Origin of the sequence: Archangium primigenium, assembly GCF_016904885.1 — a bacterium.
GTDB lineage: Bacteria > Myxococcota > Myxococcia > Myxococcales > Myxococcaceae > Cystobacter > Cystobacter primigenius.
On the sequence record NZ_JADWYI010000001.1, the window covers coordinates 4,101,652 to 4,126,733 of the forward strand.

Here is a 25,082-nt window from a genome sequence, read left to right on the forward strand (position 1 = left end):
GCGAAGAGCGCAAGTCATTGAGGGGCCTCCGCCGGCGGGCGGGCGCCTCGATGCGGACACAGGAAGGCGAAATATGATGGGGAGCGACAATTCGCAGGGGGCCGGGGCCCAGTCTTCCACCAAGCCGCAATGGCAGGAGGAGGAGGCCCAGGACGAAGGCGTCGCGCGGCAGGAGGGCTCACGCGAGCCCATCGCGGTCGTGGGGTTGGCGTGCCGGTTTCCGGGAGCGCCGGACGCGGAGTCGTTCTGGCGGCTGCTGTGTCACCAGGAGGATCTGCTGCGCGAGGTGCCCGCGGAGCGCTGGGACGCGCGGGCCTGGTACGACGCGGACCCGGGCGCGCCGGGGCGGATGAACACGCGCCATGGCTACTTCCTGGACGGGGTGAGCGGGTTCGATCCGCTCTTCTTCGGCATCTCCCCGCGCGAGGCGGCGGAGATGGATCCCCAGCAGCGCATGATGCTGGAGGTGGCGTGGGAGGCGCTGGAGGACGCGGGCCTGCCGCCGGCGAGCCTCAAGGGCAGCCGCACCGGCGTGTTCATGGGCTCCATCTGGCACGACTACGCGGACCGGCACCTGCGCGAGCGCGCGGCGGTGACGCTGCACAGCGCCACGGGCCAGTCGCTCAACATCGTGGCCAACCGCCTGTCCTACGTGCTCGGGCTCAAGGGGCCGAGCCTCACGGTGGACACGGCGTGCTCCTCGTCGCTCGTGGCGGTGCACCTGGCGTGTCAGAGCCTGCGCTCGGGGGAGAGCCGGCTGGCGCTGGTGGGCGGCGTGAACCTGATGTTCTCGCCCGAGGCGAACGTGCTCCTGTCCAAGTTCGGCGGGCTGTCGCCGGACGGGCGCAGCAAGGCGTTCGCCGCGGGGGCCAACGGCTTCGGGCGGGGCGAGGGCGCGGGGCTCGTGGTGCTCCAGCCCCTGTCGGCGGCGCTCGCCGCGGGCGCGCGCATCTACTGCGTCATCCGCGGCAGCGCGGTGAACAACAACGGCCTGGGCAACGGCCTCACCGCGCCGAGCGTGCCCGGCCAGGCGGCGCTCCTGCGCGAGGCCTACGCGCGCGCGGGGGTGCCCGCCCAGCGCGTGCACTACGTGGAGACGCACGGCACGGGCACCGCCCTGGGAGACCCCACCGAGGCGAGCGCCCTGGGCGCGGCGCTCGGCGAGGGGCGCGCCATCGACCGGCCGCTGTACATCGGCTCGGTGAAGTCGCACATCGGCCACCTGGAGGGGGCCGCGGGCATCGCCGGCGTCATCAAGGTGGCGCTCGCCTTGTCACACCGGCTGGTGCCGCCGCACCTGCTGCACGGCGAGCCCAACCCCCGCATCCCCTTCAGCGAGCTGCGCCTGAGCCTGCCCCGGCAGCTCCTGCCGTGGCCGGGCGAGGAGGGGCCGGCCACCGCGGGCGTGAGCGCGTTCGGCTGGGGCGGCACCAACGCGCACGTGGTGCTGGAGGAGGCGCCGCTCGGGGGCGAGGAGCTCCTGGTGCTGGCGGCCGACAGCGCCGAGCAGCTCCTGGCCCAGGCGGCGCGCGCGGAGGAGAGCGTGCAGCACCGCGAGGCCCCCGCGGGCGTGCGCGACCTGTGCCGCGCCTGGGCGCTGGCGGCGGGCACGGGCGGCCACCGGGCGGCGTTGAGCTTCGGCACGCGCTCGGAGCTGACGGCGCAGCTCAAGAGCCTGCGCCAGGGCAAGCGCCGCGCGGGCCTCTTCACCGGGGAGCCCGGCGGGCCGTCGCCGCGCGTGGCCTTCGTGTGCGCGCCCCAGGGCTCGGAGTGGCCCGCCATGGGCCGGGAGCTGCTGGCCACCGAGCCCGTGTTCCGCGCGGCCCTGGAGGCCCTGGACAAGACGTTCATGCCGCTGGCGGGCTGGTCCCTGGTGGAGACGGTGCGCGAGCCGAGCGCGCGCATGGCCGAGGACGAGGACGCCGCCGAGCCGCTCGCGTTCGCGGTGCAGATGGGCCTGGCCGCGCTGTGGCGCTCCTGGGGCGTGGAGCCCGAGGTGGTGCTGGGCCATGGCGTGGGCGAGGTGGCCGCGGCGTGCATCGCCGGGGGCCTGGAGGCCTCGGACGCGGTGTGGAAGGTGTACCGCGCGTGCCGCCTGCGGCAGTGGGAGCCCCTGCGCGACGAGCTGGAGGCCGCCCTCACGCGCCTGGAGGCCCGGGACGCGGGGCCGCGCTGGGTGTCCACCGTGGCGCGCGAGGGCGAGGCCAAGTGCCGCACCCTGCGCCAGCCCGTGCGCTTCGCCCAGGCCGCCGAGCGGCTGGTGGCCGAGGGCGTGGACGTCTTCGTGGAGCTGAGCGCGCACCCGGTGCTCTGCCGCCCGGTGGAGCAGCTGTTGCGCAAGGCCGCGCGGCCCGGCGTGGTGGTGGGCTCGCTGCGGCGCGACGAGCCGCGGGCCGCCCTGTGCGAGGCGCTCGGGGCGCTGTTCGCCCGGGGCGTGCGCATCCGCTGGTCCGCCATGCCGCCGCCCGAGTCCCCCGTGCTCGGGCCGTCCGGAGAGGGCGGGTTGATTCCCTGGCCCATGGCGGCGAGCGGACGCGCGGAGCTGCTGCCCCTGTCCGCCCAGACGCCCGAGGCGCTCGCGCGCACCGCGCAGCTGCTCCTCACGCGCCTGCGCGAGCGCCCGCTGTCCTTGCACGACGTGAGCTACTCGGCCGCCGCGCACCGGGGCCATCTGCACTACCGGCTCGCGCTCCGGGCGCGCTCGCTCGCCGAGGTGCACGACGGCCTGGGCGCCTTCCTGCGCGGGGAGCTGCCCCCGGGCCTGTCCACCACGCGCCACGCGGACGGACGGCACCAGCCCGTGGTGTTCGTCTTCCCGGGCCAGGGCTCGCAGTGGGCCGGCATGGGGCGGCGCCTCATGGTCGAGGAGCCCGTGTTCCGCGACGCCCTCCAGCAGTGTGACGCGGCGCTGCGCCGCTACGTGGACTGGTCCCTCTTGACGCTGCTCGGCTCGGACGCGCCCGGGTGGATGGAGCGCGTGGATCAGGTGCAGCCGGCCATCTTCTCCATCCAGGTGGCGCTCGCGCGGCTGTGGCGCTCCTGGGGCATCGTCCCGGACGGGGTGGTGGGCCACAGCATGGGCGAGGTGGCCGCGGCGCACGTGGCCGGCGCCCTGAGCCTCGACGACGCGGCGCGGGTCATCTGCCGCCGCAGCCTGCTGCTGCGCCGCGTGAGCGGCCAGGGCGGCATGGCGGTGGTGGAGCTGTCCCTGGAGGAGGCGCGCGCCGCCATCGCCGGGCTGGAGGACTGGCTCGCGGTGGCCGTGAGCAACAGCCCGCGCTCGTGCGTGCTCTCCGGCGAGCCGCACGCGCTCGGCCAGGTGCTCGACGCGCTCGAGGCCCGCCAGGTCTTCTGCCGCCGCGTCAAGGTGGACGTGGCCTCGCACAGCCCGCAGATGGACGTGCTGCGCGAGGACTTGCTGCGCGCCCTGGAGGACCTCTCGCCGCGCAAGGGCGACATCCCCCTGTACTCCACCGTGACGGGCCAGGTGCTCGACGGCGCGGACATGACGCCCGCCTACTGGGTGCGCAACCTGAGAGACCCCGTGCTGCTCTCGCAGGTGGTGGAGAAGCTGGCCACCGCGGGCCACTCGCTCTTCGTGGAGGTGAGCCCCCACCCGGTGCTGCTGCCCCCCATCGAGCAGACCATCGCCCACCTGGGCCTGGAGGGCACGGTGCTGCCCTCGCTGCGGCGCGAGCAGTCCGAGCGCGAGGTGCTGCTGGAGACCCTGGGCGCGCTGTTCGCCGTGGGCCACGAGGTGGAGTGGAAGGCGCTCTTCCCCGAGGGCGGCCGGCGGGTGCGGCTGCCGGACTACCCCTGGCAGCGCCAGGAGTGCTGGTTCCAGCCCGGCGTCCAGGACGCCCCGCCGGTGGGCGGGGCGAGCCCGGGCGCGCGCGGCTCGGCGGGCGCCTCGTTCCTCGGCCCGGTGCGCCGCTCCTCGCTGCGTCCCGGCGCCTTCCTCTGGGAGGTGGAGCTGAGCGTGCGGCAGGTGCCCTGGCTCACGGACCACCGCGTCCAGGGCACGCTCGTGCTGCCCACCACGGCGTACCTGGACTGGGTGATGACGGCGGTGCAGGTGGCGCTCGGCCCCGGGCCCTGGTGCCTGGAGGAGCTGCGCATCGACGAGGCCCTGACGCTCGTGGGCGACAGCGCGCGCCGCATGGAGCTGCTCGTGGACGTGGGCTCCACGGGGGCCATCTCCTTCAAGGTGTCCAGCTTCGTGCCCGCGGGCGGGGGCGGGGGGCCGGAGATGTGGACGGTGCACGCGCACGGCCGCGTGCGCACGCCGGAGGACACCGGGCCCACCGCGGCGTCGCTCGCCGAGCTGGAGGCGCTGCGCCAGCGCGCGACCGAGGTGCTCATCGGCGAGTCGCACTACCAGGAGATGGCGCGGCGCGGGCTGGAGTACGGCCCCGCCTTCCGGGGCGTGCGTGAGGTGTGGCGCGCGGAGGGCGAGGCCGTGGGCCGGCTGGCCCTGCCCGAGGTGCTGGGCACGGTGGATCCCCTGCACCCGAGCGTGCTCGACGCGGCGCTCCAGGTGGTGCTGCAGGCGCTGCCCTCGGACGACACGTCCTTCGTGCCGGTGGGCCTGCGCCGCTTCGAGGTGCGGCGGCGGGGCACGCCCGTGTGGGCCCAGGCGCGGCTGCCTCCGCGCGAGTCCTGGCGTCCGGGCGCCGTGCTGGAGGGCGAGGTCGTCCTGATGGATGCGCAGGGCCTGGAGCTCGCGCGGGTGACGGGCCTGGAGCTGGCCGCGCTCGCCACGAGCCTGGGCCGGGTGCGCGCCGAGCAGGATCGCTCCCTCTTCGAGTTCGCCTGGCGCCGCGCGGCGCTGCCCGCCGGAATCGAGCCCGGCCCGTCCGAGGTGCCCTGGCTCGTCTTCCAGGACGCCTCGGGCGTGGGCGGAGCCCTGTGCGAGACGCTGGAGTCCTGGGGCCTGCCGTGCGTGCGCGTGGAGGCGGGCGCGAGCCTGCGCCGACTCTCCTCCCGGCACTACACCGTGGCGCCCGGCTCGCGCGACGACCTGAACACGGTGCTGCGCCAGTGCTTCCCCGAGGAGGGCTCGTGCGCGGGCGTGGTGTACCTGTGGGGCCTGGACGCGCCGGAGCCGGACGTGACGGGCGAGCGGGCCCTGGAGGCGGCCCTGCGGGCCTGTGGCGGCGCGCTGCGGGCCGTGCAGGAGGTGGTGAAGCTGGGCTGGCGGGATCCTCCGCGCCTGTGGCTGGTGACGCGCGGGGCCACGCCGGTATTGGGCACGCCCATGACGGGCGCGCTCCAGGCGGCGCTCTGGGGGCTCGGGCGCACGGTGGGGCACGAGCACCCCGAGTTGCAGTGCACGTGCGTGGACCTGGATCCCTCCTCGGCGCTGGTGGACGTGGAGGCGCTGGGCCGGGAGTTGCTGGCGCGCGCCGAGGACGAGCAGGTGGCGCTGCGCGCGGGCAGCCGACTGGCGGCGCGGCTGGTGCGGCGCTCGGGGACGCGCGAGCCGCACCAGGAGCCCCTGCTGCCGGTGCTGGGCCGGGCCTTCCAGGTGGAGACGCCCCCGGCGGGCTCCTTCGGCGGGGTGGTGGTGCGCATGGCCGAGCGGCGTCGGCCCGGCCCCGGCGAGGTGGAGATCGCCGTGGAGGCCTCGGCCCTCAACTTCATCGACGTGATGAAGACCATGGGCCTGTACGTGATGAAGGACGCCAAGAAGGGCGTGCCCCTGGAGGGGCTGCCCCTGGGCCTGGACTGCGCGGGCCGGGTAGTGGCCGTGGGCGAGGGCGTGACGGCGCTCGCCGTGGGCGACGAGGTGGTGGCCTTCACCCCCTCGGCCATGGCGTCCCATGTCGTCACCGACGCGCGCTTCGCGGTGCGCCGGCCCGCGTCGCTGAGCGCCGAGGAGGCCTGCGCCATTCCCAGCGTCTTCATGACGGCCTGGTACGCCTTGAATGACCTCGGGCGGCTGCAAGAGGGCGAGCGGGTCCTCATCCACTCGGCGGCCGGCGGCCTCGGGCTCGCGGCGGTGCAGGTGGCCCAGGCGCTCGGCGCGGAGGTGTTCGCCACCGCGGGCACGCCCGAGAAGCGCGAGCTGTTGCGCGGTCTGGGCATCCGCCACGTGATGGACTCGCGCACGCTCGCCTTCGCCGACGAGGTGCTGCGCGTGACGGGCGGGGAGGGCGTGGACGTGGTGCTCAACTCCCTGTCCGGCGACGCCATCACCCGGAGCATGGAGGTGCTCGCCCCGGACGGCCGCTTCCTCGAGGTGGGCAACCGCGACATCCACGACGGGCGCGCGCTCGACCTGTCGCAGTTCCGCCGCCGACTCGTCTACGCGGCGATCGATCTGGTGGGTCTGCGCGAGCATCGGCCCAAGGTCTGCGCCCGGCTCTTGCGCGAGGTGATGGACCTCATGGCCTCCGGCGAGCTCAAGCCCGTGCGCCACCAGGCCTTCCCGGTGTCGCGCGTGTCCGACGCCTTCCGCGAGATGGCGCAGGGCCAGCACGTGGGCAAGCTCGTCGTCACCCTGGACGATCCCAAGCTGCGCATCGTGCCGCCCCGGCCCGGCTTCCGCGTCCGCGCGGAGGGCACCTACCTCATCACCGGCGGCCTGGGCGGCCTGGGCCTGTCGGCGGCCCGGTGGCTCGTGCGGCGGGGGGCGCGCAGCCTCCTGTTGCTCGGGCGTCGGGCGCCGTCCGCGTCCGTCCTGGCGGAGCTGGACGCGCTGCGCGCCGAGGGCGCGCGCGTGGAGGTGGAGCGCGTGGACATGGCGGACACCACCCGGCTCTCGGAGGTGGTGGGCCGCACGCACGGCGAGCTGCCCCAACTGCGCGGCGTCCTGCACTGCGCGGGCGTGCTGGATGACGGCGTGCTGGAGCAGCAGGAGCCGGCGCGCTTCCGCGAGGTGCTCAGCCCCAAGGTGCGCGGCGCGTGGTCGCTGCACACCCTCACCCGGGACGAATCGCTGGACTTCTTCGTCCTCTACTCCTCCATGTCGGCGCTGCTGGGCATGCCGGGCCAGGGCAACTACGCGTCGGCCAACGCGGCCATGGACGCGCTGGCCCACCACCGGCGCCAGCAGGGCCTGCCGGCGCTCAGCGTGAACTGGGGCCCCTTCTCCGAGGTGGGCCTCGCCGCGGCCCAATCCAACCGGGGCGAGCGCCTGGCCTACCAGGGCATGGCGAGCTTCACCCCGCAGCAGGGCGAGGCGCTGCTCGAGCGGCTGCTCGCGGAGGGCGCGGTGCACGTGGGCGCGGTGTCGCTCGACCTGCGCCAGTGGTTGCAGTTCTTCCCCAACGCCGCCTCCCAGCGCGTGTGGGAGGAGCTGGCGGCGGAGCGCGGCGGCGAGGGCGCGAAGAACAAGTCCGCCCTGCTGATGGATCTGCGGCGCGCCGCGCCCCCGGCCCGCGCGGGCCTCCTGGAGAACTACCTGCGCGAGCGGCTGTGCCACGTGCTGCGCGTGGACGCGGGGCGCGTGGGCCGACACGATGCCTTCCGGGGCCTGGGCCTGGACTCGCTCATGAGCCTGGAGCTGCGCAACCGCATCGAGGCCGCGCTGGACCTGAAGCTGTCGGTGACGCTGCTGTGGGCCCACTCCACGCTGGCGGCGCTCGCCACCTACCTGCTGGAGCAACTGGGCCTGGGCGCCCCGGCCGAGCGCGCCGCGGCGCCCTCCGGCAAGAAGGACAAGGACAAGCCCCGCGCCAAGGAGACGCGGCCTCCGCCCGCCGCCCCCGAGTCCCGGCCGCTCGTGGACCTGTCCGAGCGCAAGCTGCTCGAGATGGCGGATGACGCCCTGGCCGCCTGGGAGGACGCGTCGTGAGCGAGGAGGTGAAGGACGAGCTCAAGCAGCGCCTGGCGCGCGCCGTCCTGGTGATGCAGAAGATGCAGGCGCGCATCGACACGCTCGAGCGCGCCCGCTCCGAGCCCATCGCCGTGGTGGGCATGGGCTGCCGCTTCCCCGGGGGCGCGGACACGCCCGAGGCCTTCTGGGAGCTGCTCGCCGCGGGGCGCGATGCCGTGCGGCGCGAGCCCGCCTCCCGGCGCGTGGGTTCGGACAGCACCACCCGTTGGGCGGGCTACCTGGACGACGTGAGCGGCTTCGACGCGGACTTCTTCGGGCTGTCGCCCCGCGAAGCCGCGAGCCTGGATCCCCGCCAGCGCATGCTCCTGGAGGTCGCCTGGGAGGCGCTGGAGCACGCGGGGCAGGATCCCGAGCGGTTGATGAACACGCCCACGGGCGTCTTCGTGGGCCTCACGGGCGATGACTACGCGCGCCTGTTGCCCGCCGAGCCCGAGCGCATCGACGCCTACTTCGGCACCGGCAACGGGCACTGCTTTCCGCCCGGCCGCCTGTCGTACACGCTGGGCCTGCGCGGGCCGAGCCTCGCGGTGGACACGGCGTGCTCCTCGTCGCTCGTGGCGGTGCACCTGGCCTGCCAGAGCCTGCGCTCGGGCGAGTGCGACGTGGCGCTCGCGGGCGGCGCCAACCTGGTGTTGGACCCGACCGTCACCCACACCCTCGTGAAGATGCAGGCGCTCTCGCCCAACGGGCGGTGCAGCGCCTTCGACGCGCGCGCCAACGGCTTCGTGCGGGGCGAGGGCGCGGGTCTCGTGGTGCTCAAGCGCCTGTCGGACGCCACCGCCCAGGGCGACACCATTCTCGCCGTGCTCCGGGGCTCGGCCGTCAACCAGGACGGGCGCTCGCAGGGGCTCACCGCGCCCAACGGGCTCGCCCAGCAGGCCCTGCTGCGTCAGGCGCTGCTCCAGGCCCGCGTGGAGCCCTCGGCGCTCGGGTACGTGGAGGCCCATGGCACCGGCACCCCCCTGGGCGATCCCATCGAGGTGGAGGCCCTGGTGGAGGTGCTGGGCCAGGCGCGCGCGGATGGCTCGCGCTGCGCCATCGGCTCGGTGAAGACGAACCTCGGCCACCTGGAGGCCGCCGCGGGCATCGCCGGCCTCATGAAGGCCATCCTCGCGCTCCAGCACGAGGCCATTCCCCGGCACCTGAACTTCTCCCGGCTCAACCCCCGCATCCGCCTGGAGGACACGCCCTTCTTCATCCCCACGGAGACGGTGCCCTGGACGCGCTCGGGCACACCCCGCGTCGCGGGCGTGAGCGCCTTCGGCATGAGCGGCACCAACGCGCACATCATTATAGAAGAAGCCCCGGTGCCTTTCCCGCGCCCGCGGCCCGCCACCCGGCGCAGCGCGCACCTGCTCACGCTCTCCGCTCGGAGCGAGGCCGCGCTGGAGGCGCTGGCCCGCCGCCACGCCACGCACCTGGCCACCCACCCGGCCGAGGACGTGGCCGACGTGTGCTTCACCACCAACACCGCGCGCGCGCGCCTGCCGTACCGGCTCGCCGTGGTGGGCGACTCGGCGGCGGCGATCGCCGGTCACCTGTCCGCGTTCACGCCGGGCCACGCGCCCCGCGAGCGCCTGGCCTCGGGCCGGGCCGCGGAGGCCCCGCCCAAGGTGGCCTTCCTCTTCACCGGCCAGGGCGCGCAGTTCGCTGGCATGGGCCGCCGCCTGTTCGAGACGTCCGACGTCTTCCGCGCCGCCCTGGAGCGCTGCGCCGCGCGGCTCGCGCCGAGGATGGATCTGCTCGGGGTGCTCTTCCCCAAGGAAGGCGCGCTCTCGCCCATCGATCAGACGGGCTACAGCCAGCCGGCGCTCTTCGCCCTGGGGTACGCGCTCGCGGAGCAGTGGCGCGCGTGGGGCGTGGTGCCCACCGCCGTCATGGGCCACAGCGTGGGGGAGTTCGCCGCCGCGTGCGTGGCGGGCATCCTCTCCCTGGAGGACGCGCTGGAGCTCATCGCCGAGCGCGGCCGGCTCATGCAGGGCCTGCCGCCCGGCGGTGTCATGGCCACGGTGTTCGCCTCGCGCGAGCAGGTGGCGCCGCTGCTCGTCCGGGAGGAGGGCCGCGTCTCGATCGCCGCGGACAACGCGCCCGGACAGCTCACCGTGTCCGGCGAGGCCGAGGCCGTCGCGCGTCTCACCGCGGCCCTGGAGGCCCAGGGCATCTCCTGCCGCAAGCTCAACGTCTCGCACGCCTTCCACTCGCACCTCATGGAGCCGATGCTCGACGCGCTGGAGGCCAAGGCGGCGCGGCTGGCGCGCAAGCCGGGGACGATTCCCCTGGTGTCCAACGTGACGGGCCGGCCCGTGGCGCCCGAGGAGCTGGGCGCGCCGGGCTACTGGCGGCGTCATGCCCGCGAGGCCGTGCGCTTCCGCGAGGGCATGGAGGCCCTGCGCGGCCTGGGCATCGACGTCTTCGTGGAGGTGGGGCCCCACGCCACGCTGCTGGGCCTGGGCCGGGCGAGCCTCGGGGACGGGCCGGGCTGGCTCTCCTCGCTGCGCAAGGGCAAGGACGACCTGGAGCAGATGTTGGACGTGCTCGGCCACCTGTCCGTCCGGGGCCTCGCGCTGGACTGGAAGAAAGTGGACCCGGAGCCCACGCGGCGCCGGGTGGTGCTGCCGCGCTACCCGTGGCAGCGGCAGCGACACTGGGCCCTGTCCGAGTCGGCGCCGGCTCCGCGCGCGGCGTCGGCCGAGGCGGGGGAGTTGTACGGCGTGGAGTGGCGGAGCGTGCCCGCCGCGGCGCCCGTGCCCGGCCCGGCGCCCGGCACCTGGTGGGTGCTGGAGGACGGGGGCGGCGTGGCCGAGCGGCTCGCCGCGCGCATCGAGGCCCAGGGCGGCACCTGCGTGCGCTCGCGGCGACTGCCCGAGGGCGCGGCGTGGGCCGACTGCGCGGGCGTGGTGGTGCTCTCGGGGCTGGACGCGCGGGACGTGACGGGTCCGGAGGTGGGCGCGGCCTGTCTGGAGCTGACGGCGGCGCTGCGGGCCCTGGAGGCGGTGCCGGAGGCGCGGGCCCGGGTCTGGGCCGTGACGCGGGGGGCGTGGCGGGAGGCGCCCGCCCAGGCGGTGCTCTGGGGCCTCGGACGGACCCTGACGCTGGAGCACCCCCGGCACTGGGGCGGACTCATCGACCTGGACGCGGGCGGGGACGTGGACGGCCTCTGGGCGGCGCTCCAGGCCCCGGGCGGCGAGGATCAGCTCCGCCTGGAGGGCGGCACGCGGCAAGTGGCGCGGCTGGTGAAGCGCGAGCCGCCCGCGACCCAGCCCCTCGCGGTGCGCGCGGACGCCACCTACCTGGTGACGGGCGGGCAGGGCGCGCTCGGCCTGGAGCTGGCGCGCGAGCTGGTGGGTCGGGGCGCGCGGCACCTGGTGCTCACCTCGCGCGGCGCCTTCCCCGAGCGCGCGCACTGGGACGAGCTCGTGAGCCAGGGGGATGAGCGCGCGGCGCGGATCTCCGCGGTGCGGGAGCTGGAGGCGGCGGGCGCCGAGGTGTGGCTGGTGCAGGCGGACGTCTCCCGGCGCGAGGACATGGCGGCCCTGCTCGAGCGGATGCGCGGCGCGCTGCCGCCCCTGCGCGGTCTCGTGCACGCGGCGGCGGTGTCCGAGAAGCGCGAGGGCCGGACGCTGGACGCGGACGCGCTCGGCCGCGTGCTCGCGCCCAAGGCGGAGGGGGCGTGGCACCTGCACACCCTCACGCGCGAGACGCCGCTGGACTTCTTCGTGCTCTTCTCGTCGGTGGCCGCGGTGTGGGGCTCGGCGGGCGAGGGCGCCTACGCGGCGGCCAATGCCTTCCTGGACGCGCTCGCGGCGCACCGGCGGGCCCAGGGGCTGGTGGCCACGAGCATCGCCTGGGGCCTCTGGGAGGGCGAGGGCACGGGGACGGCGCGGGATCGGCGGTGGTTGGAGAGCGTGGGCCTGGGCGCCCTGCCGCGCGCCTCGGGACGAGCCTGGTGGGCGCGGCTGGTGGGCGCGGACGTGACCGAGGGCGTGGTGGCCCTGGTCGACTGGGAGCGGCTGCGGCCCCTGCTCGAGGCCCGGAGCCCGAGGCCCTTGCTGTCGCTGCTGCCCGGGAGTGAGAACGTCCCGCGCGCGCCGACGCGAGGTCCCCCCGCGCCCGGGGCCCTGGACGTGCTCGTGCGCGAGACGGTGTCGCGCACGCTCGGCCTGCCCGCGGAGGCCGGGGTGGACGACACGCGCGGCTTCCACGAGCTGGGGCTGGACTCCATCATGGCGGTGGAGCTCAAGACGGGCCTGGAGGCCGCGCTGGGGCTGACGCTGCCAGCGACCCTGGCGTTCAACTACCCGAGCGTCCGGGCCCTCACGGAGCACCTGGCCACGCGGCTGGGCTCGCAGGTGGAGGAAGCCCCCGCGGCGTCCGCGCCCCGGGAGGTGGTGGACGCGGAGGAGCCCATCGCCATCGTCGGCATGGCGTGCCGGCTGCCCGGCGGCGTGGAGACCCCCGAGGCCTTCTGGCGGCTGCTGCGCGACGGCACGGATGCCATCTCGGAGATTCCCCGGGATCGCTGGGCGGTGGAGGACTGGTACGACCCCGACCCGGCCACCCCGGGGAAGATGGCCGTGCGCCAGGGCGGCTTCCTGCGCGACGTGGCGGGCTTCGATCCGGGCTTCTTCGGCATCTCGCCGCGCGAGGCGGAGAGCATGGATCCCCAGCAGCGGCTGATGCTGGAGGTGGCGTGGGAGGCGCTGGAGCGGGCGGGCCAGGACACGACGGCGTTGCGCGACTCGGCCACGGGTGTCTTCGTGGGCGTCACCACCACGGACTACGCCCGGGTCATCCTCCAGGGACGCCCCGAGGCGGTGGATGCGTGGTTCGCCTCGGGCACGTCGCTCAACGCGGTGGCCGGGCGCGTGTCGTATACGTTCGGCTTCAAGGGCCCGAGCATGGCGGTGGACACGGCGTGCTCCTCGTCGCTCACGGCGCTGCACCTGGCGTGTCAGAGCCTGCGCTCGGGCGAGTCCACGCGGGCGCTCGCCGCGGGCGTCAACGTCATCCTCGCCCCCGAGCCGATGATGGCGGCGAGCCGGGCGCGCATGCTGGCGCCGGACGGGCGGTGCAAGACGTTCGACGCCTCGGCCAATGGCTTCGCGCGGGCCGAGGGCTGCGGGGTGCTGGTGCTCGAGCGGCTGTCGGACGCGCGCGCCCGGGGCTCCAACGTGCTGGCGCTCATCCGGGGCACGGCGGTGAACCAGGACGGGCCGAGCAGCGGCCTCACCGTGCCCAACGGCCTGGCGCAGCGCGAGGTCATCCAGCAGGCGTTGCGGCGCGGTGGCGTGGCCCCGGCGGAGGTGAGCTATCTGGAGGCCCACGGCACGGGCACGTCGCTGGGCGACCCCATCGAGGCGGAGGCCATGTGGTCCGTGCTCAAGGAGGGCCGGGCGCCGGGCGCCTCGCTGTGGATGGGCTCGGTGAAGACGAACCTGGGCCACCTGGAGTCGGCAGCGGGCGTGGCGGGCGTGATGAAGGTGGTGCTGGCGCTGCGGCACCGGCAACTGCCCGCGCACCTGCACCTGAAGACGCCCAACCCCCACATCGACTGGAAGGGCATGGGGGTGACGGTGCCGGTGGCGCTGACGGACTGGGCGCCCACCCAGGGCCGGCGCCTCGCGGGGGTGAGCTCGTTCGGCTTCAGCGGGACGAACGCCCACGTGGTGCTGGAGGAAGCCCCCCCGGCGCCCGAGCAACCCCGGAGCGAGGCGCGCGAGCACGTGCTGCTGCTCTCGGCGCGCAGCGAGGAGGCCCTGCGGGTGCTGGCGGGCCGCTACGCGCGGGCGCTGGAGGCGGGCGCGTCCCTGGAGGACCTGTGCTTCACGGCGGCGGTGGGGCGGGCGCGCTTCGAGCACCGGGGGGCCTGGACGGCCCGGACGGCGGAGGAGCTGCGCGCGCGCCTGCTGGAGGTGGAAGCGGGACGGGAATTGGCGGGCGCGCGTGCGCGGGCCGAGGCGCTCGGCGAGGGCACCCCGGCGCCCCCGGGTGGACACCGGGTGGAGGCGCCCACCTATCCCTTCGAGCGCCAGCGCTACTGGTGGCGCGAGCCGGCGGTGCGTCCGGTGGCCGCGGCGTCGCATGTGCCTCACGCCGTGCCCCACTTTGGCCGGCGGCTGCGCTCGCCCGCGCTCGACGCGCTCGTGTACGAGGCGGTGTATGGCCCCTCGGGGCCGGTGCACCTGGAGGACCACCGGCTCTTCGGCACGCGGGTGGCCGCGGGCTCCTCGCACGTGTCGTTGGTGCTATCGGTGCTCCAGGACGTGCATGGCTCGCCCGTGTGCACGCTGGAGAACGTGGCCTTCCCCCAGGCCCTGTCGCTCGGGGACGACGAGGAGCGCACGCTCCAGGTCATCGTCGCGCCGCCGGAGCGGGGCGGGGCCTTCGAGGTGAAGTCCTGGAGCGGCGCGCGCGACGGCACGGACGCCTGGGTGCTGCACGCGAGCGGCACGGTGCGCGTGGGGTCCCCCACGTCCCCCGAGCCCTGGTCGTCCCGCGAGCAGCTCCTGCCGCGCTGCTCCGAGCGGCACTCCGGCGAGACGCTGTACCAGGCCATGCGCGCGCGCGGCTACACGCTCGGGCCGGGCTATCAGTGGATCCACTCGGTGGCGCGCGGCGGCCATGAGCTGGTGGGCGAGCTGCGGCTGCCCGCGCTGCGCGACTCGCTGGACGATCACGTGCTGCACCCGGGCCTGGTGGACTCGTGCTTCCAGGTGCTCGCGAGCTGGACGTTGGATCTCCTGGCGAAGCAGCAGGACACCCTGCTCATCCCCTTCAGCCTCGAGCGCTTCACCGTGCACCGCCGACCGAGGGGCGCGGTGTGGTGCCATGCGCGGATCCGCGAGGGCCGCGAGGAGGAGAACACCCTCGTGGGGGGCGACCTGCGCCTCTTCGACGAGGAGGGGCTGGTGGCGGAGGCGCTCGGCTTCCGGGGCCGGATGGCGAGCCGCGAGGTCTTCCACGTGGGCGCCGCGCCCCGCTCGGAGGACGCCCGCTACGAGGTGCACTGGGCCCCCGCGCCGCCACGCGCCCCGGGCTCGCTCCTGGACGGAGGGCGCCCCTGGAGCCTGTGGATGGATGCGGGCGGCGTGGGCGAGCACCTCGCCCGCCAGCTGGAGGCGAGCGGCGCCACGGTGCGGCGGATCCACTCCGCGGGAGAACTGCCGCCGGAGAGCCTGGGAGTGGTGTACCTCGCGGGGCTCGACGCGCGCATTCCCGACAACGCCTCCGCCGAGGCCGCCCAGCACGCGGTGCTCGAGGCGAGCGGGGGCGTGTTGGATCTCGTGAAGGCCCTGGGCGCGCGCGGAGGTGACACGCCGGTGTGGCTCGTCACCCGAGGCGCGCGGACAGTGGCGCCCGGGGCCGCGCCCGCCCTGGCCCAGGCGCCGCTGTGGGCCCTGGGCCGGGTCATCGATCGGGAACTGCCCGGCTCGCGCTGGGCCCGGGTGGACCTGGAGCCCGGGGACGACGCGGGGGGTCTGGACCTGCTGCTCGCCGAGCTGGCCGCGGGCGTGGATCCCGCCGAGCGCGAGGTGGCCTTCCGGGGCGGCACGCGCCTGCACCCGGTGCTGCGCGAGGGCCCGCCGGTCGCGGACGGGGCCGTGGGCTTCGCGCGCGAGGCGACGTACCTCATCACCGGAGGACTCGGAGGGCTGGGCCTGGAGGTGGCGAAGTGGATGGTGGAGCGGGGCGCGCGGCACCTGATGTTGGTGGGCCGCCGGGCGCCGTCGTCCGCCGCCGAGGAGGCGATCCTCGAGCTGGAGCGCGCGGGCGCCCACGTCGCCGTCGAGTCGGTGGACGTCTCGCGCGAGGAGGACATCGTGCGGCTGCTGCACCGCATCGACGTGGACGCGCCGCCCCTGCGCGGCATCGTCCACGCGGCGGGCGTGCTCGATGACGGGGCGCTCGGCCAGCAGGACCGCGAGCGCTTCGCGCGGGTGATGGACCCGAAGGTGGCGGGCGCGTGGAACCTGCACCGGCTCACGCGGGGCCTGTCCCTGGACTTCTTCGTCCTCTTCTCCTCGGCCTCGGCCACCGTGGGCTCGCCGGGCCAGGGCAACTACGCCGTGGCCAACGCCTTCCTGGACGCGCTCGTGCACGAGCGGCGGGCCCAGGGGCTTCCAGCGCAGTCCCTCGCCTGGGGGCCGTGGGCGGAGACGGGCATGGTGGGCGCGCCCGATGGCCAGCTGGCGCGAGCGCTCGCACGGCGGGGCATCCGCCCATTGCCGACCCAGCGGGCCCTCGCGCTGTTCGAGGAGGCGCTGCGGCACGGCGCGCCGCACGTGGCGCTCATGTCCATTCAGTGGCCGGTGTACCTGGAGGCGCTCGGGGCCCTGGGCCGCTCCTCCTTCTATGGGGGCCGTGTGCCCGCGCCGGCGCGACTCCCCGCACCCGTCCGGGACGCACCGCTCGCCCGACGGCTCCAGGAGGTGGCGCCCCACGAGCGGGCCCGCCTCCTGGCGCGCGGGCTCCAGGACGAGGCGGCGCGGGTGCTGCGGCTGGAGGCCTCACGCGTGGACTGGCGTCAGGGCTTCGCGGAGCTGGGCATGGACTCGCTGATGGCCATCGAGCTGCGGGACATTCTCCAGAAGCAGCTCGGGGTGTCGGTGCCGGCCACGGTGGCGTTGGACCACCCGACCATCGACTTCCTGGCGCGCCATCTGCTCGCCGAGGTGTTGAAGCTGGACGGGGGCGAGGTGCCCGCGGTGGCTCCCGTGCCGACGGCGGCACCCGTGGTGGCTCCGCCCGGAGCCGGGGACAACCTGGACGGGCTGTCGGACGAGGAGCTGGCGCGGCTGGTGGCGGAAGACCTGGCGAGGGACTCGTGAGGAGGACGGCATGAGCGAGGAGATCAACTACCGCCAGCTGCTGCAGCAGCAGCTGGTGAAGATCCGCAAGCTGGAGGCGCGGCTGGAGCAGGCCGAGGCCGCGCGCCGCGAGCCCATCGCGATCGTCGGCATGGCGTGTCGGCTGCCGGGCGGCGTGGAGACGCCCGAGGCCTTCTGGGAGCTGATGGCCCGGGGGGAGGACGCCACGAGCGAGGTGCCCCCGGACCGCTGGGACGCCGAGGTGCTGTACTCCCCGGAGCCGGGCGCGCGGGGGAAGATCCGCACCCGGCGCGGCGGCTTCCTCCGGGACGTGGCGCACTTCGACGCGCGCTTCTTCGGCCTGTCCGACCGGGAGGCGGAGCGGATGGATCCCCAGCAGCGGCTGATGCTGGAGGTGGGGTGGGAGGCGCTGGAGCGCGCGGGGGTGGCGGTGGCGCGCGCGCGGCGCGAGCGGGTGGGCGTCTTCGTGGGGGTGATGAACAACGACTATGGCCAGCGGGTGCTGAACACCGAGGGCCTGGAGGGCATTGATCCGCACTTCATGGGGGCGCGGGCCAACTGCGCCATCGCCGGGCGGCTGTCGTACCTGTGGGGCTTCCAGGGGCCGAGCCTGGTGGTGGACACGGCGTGCTCCTCCTCGCTGGTGGCGGTGCACCTGGCGTGTCAGAGCCTGCGCGAGGGCGAGAGCACGCTGGCGCTGGCGGGCGGGGTGAACCTCTTGCTGTCGCCCGAGGCGAGCATCTACCTGTCCAGCAGCGGGGCGCTGTCGCCGGACGGGCGGTGCCGGGGCTTCGACGCGGCGGCGGACGGCTTCGGGCGGGCGGAGGCGTGCGGGGTGCTGGTGCTCGAGCGCCTGGCGGACGCGCGGGCCCGGGGCGCGAACGTCCTCGCGGTCATCCGGGGCTCGGCGGTGGGACATGACGGGCCGAGCAGCGCCTTCACGGTGCCCAATGGGGTGGCGCAGCGGGAGGTCATCCGCCAGGCGCTGCGGGCGGCGGACGTGGCGCCCGCGCGGGTGAGCTACCTGGAGGCGCACGGTACGGGCACGCCCATGGGCGACCCCATCGAGGCAGAGGCGATGTGGTCCGCCCTCAAGGAAGGCCGGGTGGGAGGCGAGTCCCTGTGGATGGGCTCGGTGAAGACGAACCTGGGCTACGCGGAGGCGGCCTCGGGGGTGGTGGGCATGATGAAGGTGGTGCTGGCGCTGCGGCACGGCCAACTGCCGCCGCACCTGCACCTGAAGACGCCCAACCCGCGCATCGACTGGGCGCGCATGGGCGTCACCGTGCCGCGCGAGCTGACGGCGTGGACGCCCACCCAGGGCGAGCGCGTGGCGGGGGTGACCTCCTATGGGCGCACGGGCACGGTGGCGCACGTGGTGCTCGCCGAGCCTCCCGCGCGCGCCGAGGCGGTGCCGGGCGTGGAGCGGCCCGCGCATTTGTGGGTGGTCTCGGCGCGGAGCGAGGCGGCCCTGCGCGCGCAGGTGGAGCGCCACGCGCGCTTCCTGGAGACGAGCCCCGAGCCCCTGGGTGACCTGTGTTTCACGGCCGCCACGGGGCGCACGCACTTCGAGCACCGGCTGGCGGTGGTGGGGCGGGACGCGCGTGAGGTGCGCGAGGGGCTCTTGCGCGCGGCCTCGGCGCGGCTCGCTCCGCCCGTCACCGCCGCGCCCGGCGTGGTGTTCGTCTTGAGGAGCGACGGCCCGGCCTTCCCGGAGGAGACGCGGGCGCTGTTCGACACCCAGCCCGTGTTCCGCGAGGCGCTGGAGGCGGGCGCGAGCGCGAGCGGGGGCCTCGTGGACGGGCCCCTGTTGCCGGTGCTGTTCGGCGGCGCGGCCAGCGACGCGATGGCCCGGGCGGCCGGGTTCGTGCGGACGTGGGCGCTGACGCGGCTGTGGCGCGCGTGGGGCGTACGGCCGGAGGCCTGGGAGGCCCCGGGCGTGGGCGCCTGGGTGGCGGCGGTGGCCGCCGAGCGGGTGGGCCTGGCGGAGGGTCTGCGGGGCGCGCTCGCGGGCACGGTGGCGCCTCCCGTGGTGAGCCCCGTGGACGCGGCGGCGACAGTACGACTGGAGCTGGACTCACCGGCGTGGAGCACGCTGCTCACGTCACTCGGCGCGCTGTATGTCCGGGGCGTGGAGGTGGACTGGGCGGCCATCGAGCCCTCCCGGGTCCGGCGCCGCGCTGTCCTGCCGACCTATGCCTTCCAACGCGAGCGCTACTGGCTCACATCTCCCCGCGTCCAAGCGTCCACCGGCTGAACAGTCCTCTCGGTCTGGTGCCCGTTCGCCTTGTCTCGGACGGGTGGGGCGGGCACTGCTGTCCGCATGAAACTCCAAGGCAAGCGGGCCCTCGTCACGGGGGCGGACTCGGGAATCGGGCAGGAGATCGCGGCGCTGTTCGCACAGGAGGGCGCGGACGTCGCCATCATCTACCACACGGACGAGAAGGGCGCGCAGGAGACGCGCCAGCGCGTGGAGAAGCACGGGCGCCGCGCGCTCGTGCTCCAGGGGGACGTGGGGGACTCGGCCTCCGTGAATGCCTTCTTCCAGCGCGCGGTGAAGGAGCTGGGGGTCCTCGACATCCTGGTGAACAACGCGGGCCAGGCCATGGGCGAGAGCGTGCCGGTGGCCGAGCTCAAGGACGAGCAGGTCGAGAAGATCCTCCGCGTCAACCTCATGGGGCCGCTCTTCTGCGCGCGCCCCTTCATCCAGTTGCGCAAGGCGAACGGCGGCAAGGGCCGCATCGTGAACATCAGCTCGGTGGCCCAGCACCTGCCCACCTCCCAGAGCGCGCCCTACGGCATGTCCAAGGCGGGCGTGGGCTCGTTCACCCGCAGCCTGTCGGTGGAGCTGGCGCCGGATCGCATCAACGTCAACGGCATCGCCCCGGGCCTCATCCAGACGCCCATGACGCAGAAGCGCCTGGACGATCCCAAGGAGCGCGAGAAGTCGATGAAGGAGATTCCCTGGCACCGCCCCGGCCAGCCCGAGGAGATCGCCCGGCTGGCGCTCTTCCTCGCCTCGGACGATGGCGACTACGTCACGGGCCAGACGTGGGTGATCGACGGCGGCCTGACGATGAACTGGGGCGGCGCCTGAGCCTCAGCGCGCGCTGATGTGCACGGGAAGTTCCTCGGAGGGCCGCAAGGTGATGAGCGGCTCGGCCCGGAGCGTGTAGCCGACCACCATGCGCGGGCGGTGCCGCTGGGCGAGCGTGGCGAGGATGAGCACGCCCTCCATGAGGGCGAAGTTGTTGCCGATGCACTGCCGCGGCCCCCCGATGAACGGGAAGTAGGCGTAGCGGGGCCGCGCGGCGACGCGCTCGGGGGTGAAGCGGTCCGGATCGAAGCGCTCGGGCTCGGGCCAGAACTCCGGCAGCCGGTGCGTGGCGTAGGGGCTCAGGTCGAGCATCGTGCCGCCGCGCACCCGGTAGCCACAGATGACGTCGTCCTCCACGATGGAGCGGCTGAGGATGTAGATGGGCGGGTAGAGCCGCATGGCCTCGTCGAGGACGCGTCGGGTGTACTCGAGCCGGGGCACGTCCTCCACGGTGGGCGGGCGGCCCGCGAGCACCCGGTCCAGCTCCGCGTGCAGGGTGCGCTCGGCCTCGGGGTTCTGCTCGAGCAGGGCCCAGGTCCAGGTCAGGGCCGTGGCGGTGGTCTCGTGGCCCGCGAGCAGCATGGTGAGCACCTCGTCCTGCACGTGGGCGTCATCCATGCGCGCCCCCGTCTCCTCGTCCTGGGCGAGCATGAACATGGACAGCAGATCGCCGTGGTCCTCCAGGTTCCGGCGGCGCTCGGTGACGAGCGTGCTCACCACCTGGCGCAGCGAGCGATTGGCCTCGCGGAAGGCCCGGTCATAGGCGGTGGGAAGGATGGGGGGAATCAGCCGCAGCGTGCGGAAGCGCCCCACGATCTGCTCGCTGAGGACGTTGAAGGAGGCGGACACGGCGTCCGTCTGCGCGCGCACGTCGGTGCCGAGCAGCGCCTCGCCCACGATGCGCAGGGTGAGCTCCAGCATGTCGCGGGACGCCCGGCGCGGCTCCCCCGAGCGCTGGGACTCGCTCCACTGCTCGGACAGCTCCTGGGTGGCGCGCACCATCTGGGTGGCCATGGCGGCGATGCGGGCGCGGTGGAAGGCGGGCTGCGCGAGCCGGCGCTGCTTGAGCCACGTGTCGCCCTGGCTGGTGAGCAGGCCGTCCCCGACGACCCGCCGCATCAGCGAGTAGCTGACGTGGTCCTTGGTGTAGTTGCGCACGTTGTCCTGGAGCACGTGCTTGACGCCGTCCGGATGCGCCACGAGGTAGGAGCGGCGCGGCCCCAGCCGGTAGGTGGAGACGGGGCCGTACTCCCGGGAGGCACGCCGCAGGAAGCCCAGGGAGTCGCGGCGCACGTCGCGGATGACCCCGAGCAGGGGCAGGCCTCGGGGGCCGGTGGGACTGAGGGGCGACGGGGTCATGGCGCGGCTCCGGTGTCTGGACGTCACGCGGGGACGAGGATCCGCCCCGAGCGGGGCGCGAGCCCCTCCAGCGGCAGTCTGCCATCCCGGACGCGGAAGGAGGCACTGGGGTCGAGCGCATCCACGAAGACACTCCCCTCGGGCCGGCCCGCCTCCAGGCTCAAGGTGGCTGGGGTGGGGGCGGCGTTGACGGCGACGAGGACCCGCTGGCCCTCGTGTTCGCGGGCGAAGGCGAGCTGCTCGGAGGCCACGAAGAGCTGCCGGTAGCTGCCCCGACGCAGCGCGGGGGTGGCGTGGCGGATGCGCGCCAGCCGCGCCACGAGCGAGGTCAACGGGCTCTCGCCGGGCGCCTCGAGGGCGGGGCGCAGCGGCGCGTCGTCGCCCCCGTGCTTGCGGCCCTGGAGGCCCCATTCGCTGCCGTAATAGACGGACGGCACCCCCGGCATGCCGAACAGCAGCACGTGCAGGGGCACGAGGTGGGCGGGCTCGCGCAGGGTGCTGGCGATCCGGTCCACGTCGTGGTTGTCCACGAAGGCGTAGAGCGACAAGTCCTTGTAGAGGCCGCCCTCGCCGAACTGGCGGTGCAGGGAGTGGGCGATCTCGAAGTAGTTGCGGTCGTTGTGGCTGGAGTACAGCCCCTTGTAGCACTCGTAGTTGGTCGCCGAGTCGAGCGTCTGGGGATTGACCAGCCGCCGGTAGTCCCCGTGGATGGCCTCGCCCAGCAGCCACAGGTCGGGCTTCACGCGGTGGCGCCAGGCGGCCAGCTCCCGCAGGAAGTCGAGGTCCATGTCCTCGGCCACGTCGAGCCGGAGGCCGTCGATGCCAAACGCGGAGATCCACCCCTCCACCACGCCGAACAGGTAGGCGCGCACCTCGGGGTTGCGCAGGTTCCACTTCACCAGGCTCGCGTGGCCGCGCCACGTCTCGTAGGCGAACGCATCCCCGAGCGGGCTGCGCTGGCGGAAGTCGACCCCCGCGAACCAGTCCCGGTAGCGCGACTGCTCGCCCCGCGCGCGCAGATCCTGGAAGGCCCAGAAGTCCCGCCCCACGTGGTGGAAGACCGTGTCGACGACGAGGCGGATGCCCGCCGCGTGCAGCTCGTCCCGCCACTGGCGCAGGTCCGCGTTCGTGCCCAGGCGCCGGTCCACCCGCGTGTAGTCGGCCGTGTCATAACCATGCGTGCCCGACTCGAAGACGGGGCCCAGGTACACGGCGTTCATGCCCAGGGCGCGCAGGTGCGGCGTCCACCCGCGCAGCCGGGCCAGCCGGGAAACGGGAGGAGACTGAAAGTCATTGCGCGCGGGCGCGCCGCACAGTCCGAGCGGGTAGAGGTGATAGACAATGGCATCCGAGGCCCATGAAGGCATGGCGATCTCCACTTCCGCGCACGAGACGCGGGAAGGTTGTCTGGGAAGACGGGCCGGGGGGGGCCCGGGGTGCTACGAATAGATTCCGTATGAGAAGTGCTGGACGGCCTGCCGGGCCGTGGCGTCATTCAGGGTGCAGCGGCCCTCCAGGGCCATTCCCACGTAGGTCTGCAACAGGCCGAGGAAGGCCTCGGCGTGGACGGCATGTCGCTCGCGCATGTTGCCGTGCTGCTGGGCCGCGCGGCGGAAGAGCTCCAGCAATAGCGCACGCTGTCTGTCATTGATGCGGGCCGCGGTCGGGCGGGCCTCGCTCTCCGGCGGCGCGAACCGGAGCGCGAGCAGCAACCCGCTCAAGAGCGGCTCCTCGCGGGCGAACTGGAAGCAGACCTCGGTGGTGCGCTGGAGCGTCCCGGGCAGGTCTCCCCGGTACTCCGTCGCCTGCTCGAGCCGGAGGAGCCAGGGCTCGCAGCGCTCGTGCAACAGCGCGTCGAGCAGCCCGCGCTTGTTGCCGAAGTGATGGTAGAGCGTGGGCTTGGTGATGCCCGAGGCCTCGCAGATTTCCTGCACGCCAATGGCGTCGTAGCCGCGCGCGGCGAAGAGCTTCAAGGCCTGGCTCTGGATGAGGGCTCGCGTCTCCACGCCAGGGATATACCGATCGGTATATTGAGCGACAACCCAACAGAGCGGGACCGTTCGCGCACCAGCCATTCCGTGGAGCGCCTGCCCGCCAGGCCGTGAATGCGAGGGAGCGGGCGAGCGTGGCTGAAGACTCCGTGTCTACACTGGAAATCATGGGCTCGGATCGGCGCCTTCTCTCCGTAGGAGCGACACGGACGCTCCGTCTAGATGACACGTGACGCCATGGATTCGGCGGCGGCGCCGCGCCGCGAACTGAGGCAAGATGGGGTGTACGTGACCGCCATGAGTGATTCCGCGGGCCGGAGTGCCTCTTCTCTCTCTCCTGGGAGTGATGAATCGTTGCAGCGCCAGCTCGAGGCTTCCGATGAGCGTCTGCGCGCCGTGCTCGGTCAGACGGACGGCATCGTCATGGAACTGGACGCGGAGGGCCGCTGCTTGTCGGTCTGGGCCCGCTCGGACGATCTGCTGGCGGCACCGCAGGCGTCGATGCGCGGGCGCAGGCTGCACGAGATCCTCGGGCCCGAGACCGCCGAGCCCATGGTGGAGCGAGTCAGCCGCGTGGTGGCCACGGGCCATTTCGACCGCTTCGAGTACGCCCTGGAGGTGGCGGGCGGACGCCGCTGGTTCTGCTCCGAGGTCCTGTCGCTCTCCCCCCTGCCGAGCGTGACCTTCCTCATCCGGGACATCACCTTGCAGAAGACCCTGGAACTGCGCCTGTTGCAGGCGGACCGGCTCGCCGCGCTGGGAACCCTGGCGGCGAGCGTGGCGCACGAGGTGAGCAACCCCCTGGCCTTCATCTCCTCCAACCTCAACTTCGCCCTCAAGGGCCTGGCCGAGCTGTCCAAGCTGCTGCGGGGCGAGGGTGGGACCGCCGAGCTGTCGGCCGCGTCGGTGGTGCTCGACGAGTGCGCCGAGGCCCTGGACGAGGCGCGACAGGGCACGCAGCGGCTCTCGCACGTCACGCGGGACCTGAAGACCTACGCGCGGGGCGAGGACTCGGTCGAGGATCTGGCGGACGTGGAGAAGGCGCTCACGCGCTCCATCCACATGTCCCTGGGCACCATCAAGATGCGCGCCCGGTTCATCAACCGCTTGAGCGAGGTGCCGCGGGTCAAGGGCAGCGAGGAGCGCCTGGGGCAGGTCTTCCTCAACCTGCTGCTCAACGCCGCGCAGGCCATCCCCGAGGGGACCCCGGACCGCCACACGGTGGAGGTGACCCTGCGCGAGGAGGCCCCCTGGGTGGTGGTGGAGGTGCGCGACTCGGGCAACGGCATCGCGCCCGAGCACCTCAAGCGCATCTTCGATCCCTTCTTCTCCACCAAGCCCGTGGGCGTGGGCACGGGCCTGGGCTTGTCCATCAGTCACAGCATCGTGAAGGGCCTGGGCGGGGACATCCAGGTGGAGAGCCGCGTGGGCGAGGGGACGTGCTTTCGCGTGCTGCTGCCCATCAAGGAACTCTCCCCGACGTCCTCGGACGACGACCCCGAGTAGCGCCAGGGCGGGAACTACTCGCCGCCGCTCCACGCGTTGGCGTTCTGTGCGTCCAGCGGTCCGCGCTGGGGATTGACGATGCAGAAGCGCTGGCCCGTGGGCGCTTCCATCACCCACCAGCGCTTGATGAAGGCCACGCGTTTGGCCCCGAGCGCCTCGAGCCGCTTCGCCTCCGCCTCCAGGTCATCCGCCTCGATGTCCAGGTGGATGCGGCCGGGGTGGTCCACCCGCTGGATGAGCACCAGGGGCTCCTCGGACGAGGTCGCCAGCTCGCGGTACCCGGGGCTGTCGGCTTGCGGCGGCTTCACGTCGCGGCCGAGCGCCTGGCTCCAGAAGTCGGTGGCCCGCTCGAGGTCCTCGGACTGGCAGTCGATGACGAAGGTGCTGAGTCGGCTGTGGTGCATGGTGGGCGCCATGCTGGAAGCGCGGACAGGGACGTGCCAACCGTGTTCACGCGGTGT

The 25,082-nt window shown here is 74.1% G+C and carries 9 protein-coding genes; 5 read left to right on the plus strand and 4 right to left on the minus strand.

Annotated features, from left to right (window positions below; genetic code table 11):
- Nucleotides 1-73 precede the first annotated feature (73 nt).
- The 4 genes from I3V78_RS17075 to I3V78_RS17090 all read left to right on the plus strand — a co-directional run bounded on the left by I3V78_RS17075 (nt 74) and on the right by I3V78_RS17090 (nt 19,765).
- Nucleotides 74-7,798, plus strand: coding sequence for a type I polyketide synthase (locus I3V78_RS17075; RefSeq protein ID WP_204489381.1), 7,725 nt, complete (start codon nt 74-76; stop codon nt 7,796-7,798).
- Complete coding sequence (locus I3V78_RS17080) at nt 7,795-16,668, plus strand: type I polyketide synthase (RefSeq protein WP_204489384.1); 8,874 nt, start codon at nt 7,795-7,797, stop codon at nt 16,666-16,668. Before I3V78_RS17075 ends, I3V78_RS17080 begins: the two co-directional genes overlap by 4 nt.
- Before the next feature lie 10 nt (nt 16,669-16,678).
- Nucleotides 16,679-18,925 carry a type I polyketide synthase gene (locus tag I3V78_RS39925; RefSeq protein WP_204489387.1) on the plus strand — a complete coding sequence of 749 codons (2,247 nt, stop codon included), beginning with the start codon at nt 16,679-16,681 and terminating at the stop codon, nt 18,923-18,925.
- Between the two features lie 66 nt (nt 18,926-18,991).
- On the plus strand, nt 18,992-19,765 hold the full coding sequence (locus I3V78_RS17090; RefSeq protein ID WP_204489389.1) for an SDR family NAD(P)-dependent oxidoreductase: 774 nt from the start codon (nt 18,992-18,994) through the stop codon (nt 19,763-19,765).
- Nucleotides 19,766-19,768: 3 nt separating this feature from the next.
- Here I3V78_RS17090 and I3V78_RS17095 read toward each other — a convergent pair whose 3' ends face one another.
- The 3 genes from I3V78_RS17095 to I3V78_RS17105 form a co-directional block, all read right to left on the minus strand.
- Nucleotides 19,769-21,124 carry a cytochrome P450 gene (locus I3V78_RS17095; RefSeq protein WP_204489399.1) on the minus strand — a complete coding sequence of 452 codons (1,356 nt, stop codon included), beginning with the start codon at nt 21,122-21,124 and terminating at the stop codon, nt 19,769-19,771.
- Nucleotides 21,125-21,147: 23 nt separating this feature from the next.
- Entirely contained in the window at nt 21,148-22,491 is a 1,344-nt protein-coding gene (locus I3V78_RS17100) for an alpha-amylase family glycosyl hydrolase (RefSeq protein WP_204489402.1), read from the minus strand.
- Nucleotides 22,492-22,563: 72 nt separating this feature from the next.
- A complete protein-coding gene (locus I3V78_RS17105) occupies nt 22,564-23,130 on the minus strand; it encodes a TetR family transcriptional regulator (protein ID WP_204489404.1) in 567 nt (188 codons plus the stop codon).
- Between the two features lie 339 nt (nt 23,131-23,469).
- On the opposite strand from I3V78_RS17105, the gene I3V78_RS17110 reads away from it, so the two are divergent.
- A complete protein-coding gene (locus I3V78_RS17110; RefSeq protein ID WP_239576465.1) occupies nt 23,470-24,621 on the plus strand; it encodes a sensor histidine kinase in 1,152 nt (383 codons plus the stop codon).
- A gap of 14 nt (nt 24,622-24,635) precedes the next feature.
- Here I3V78_RS17110 and I3V78_RS17115 read toward each other — a convergent pair whose 3' ends face one another.
- Nucleotides 24,636-25,025, minus strand: a complete 390-nt coding sequence (locus I3V78_RS17115) for a VOC family protein (RefSeq protein ID WP_204489410.1) — start codon at nt 25,023-25,025, stop codon at nt 24,636-24,638.
- Between the last annotated feature and the right edge of the window lie 57 nt (nt 25,026-25,082).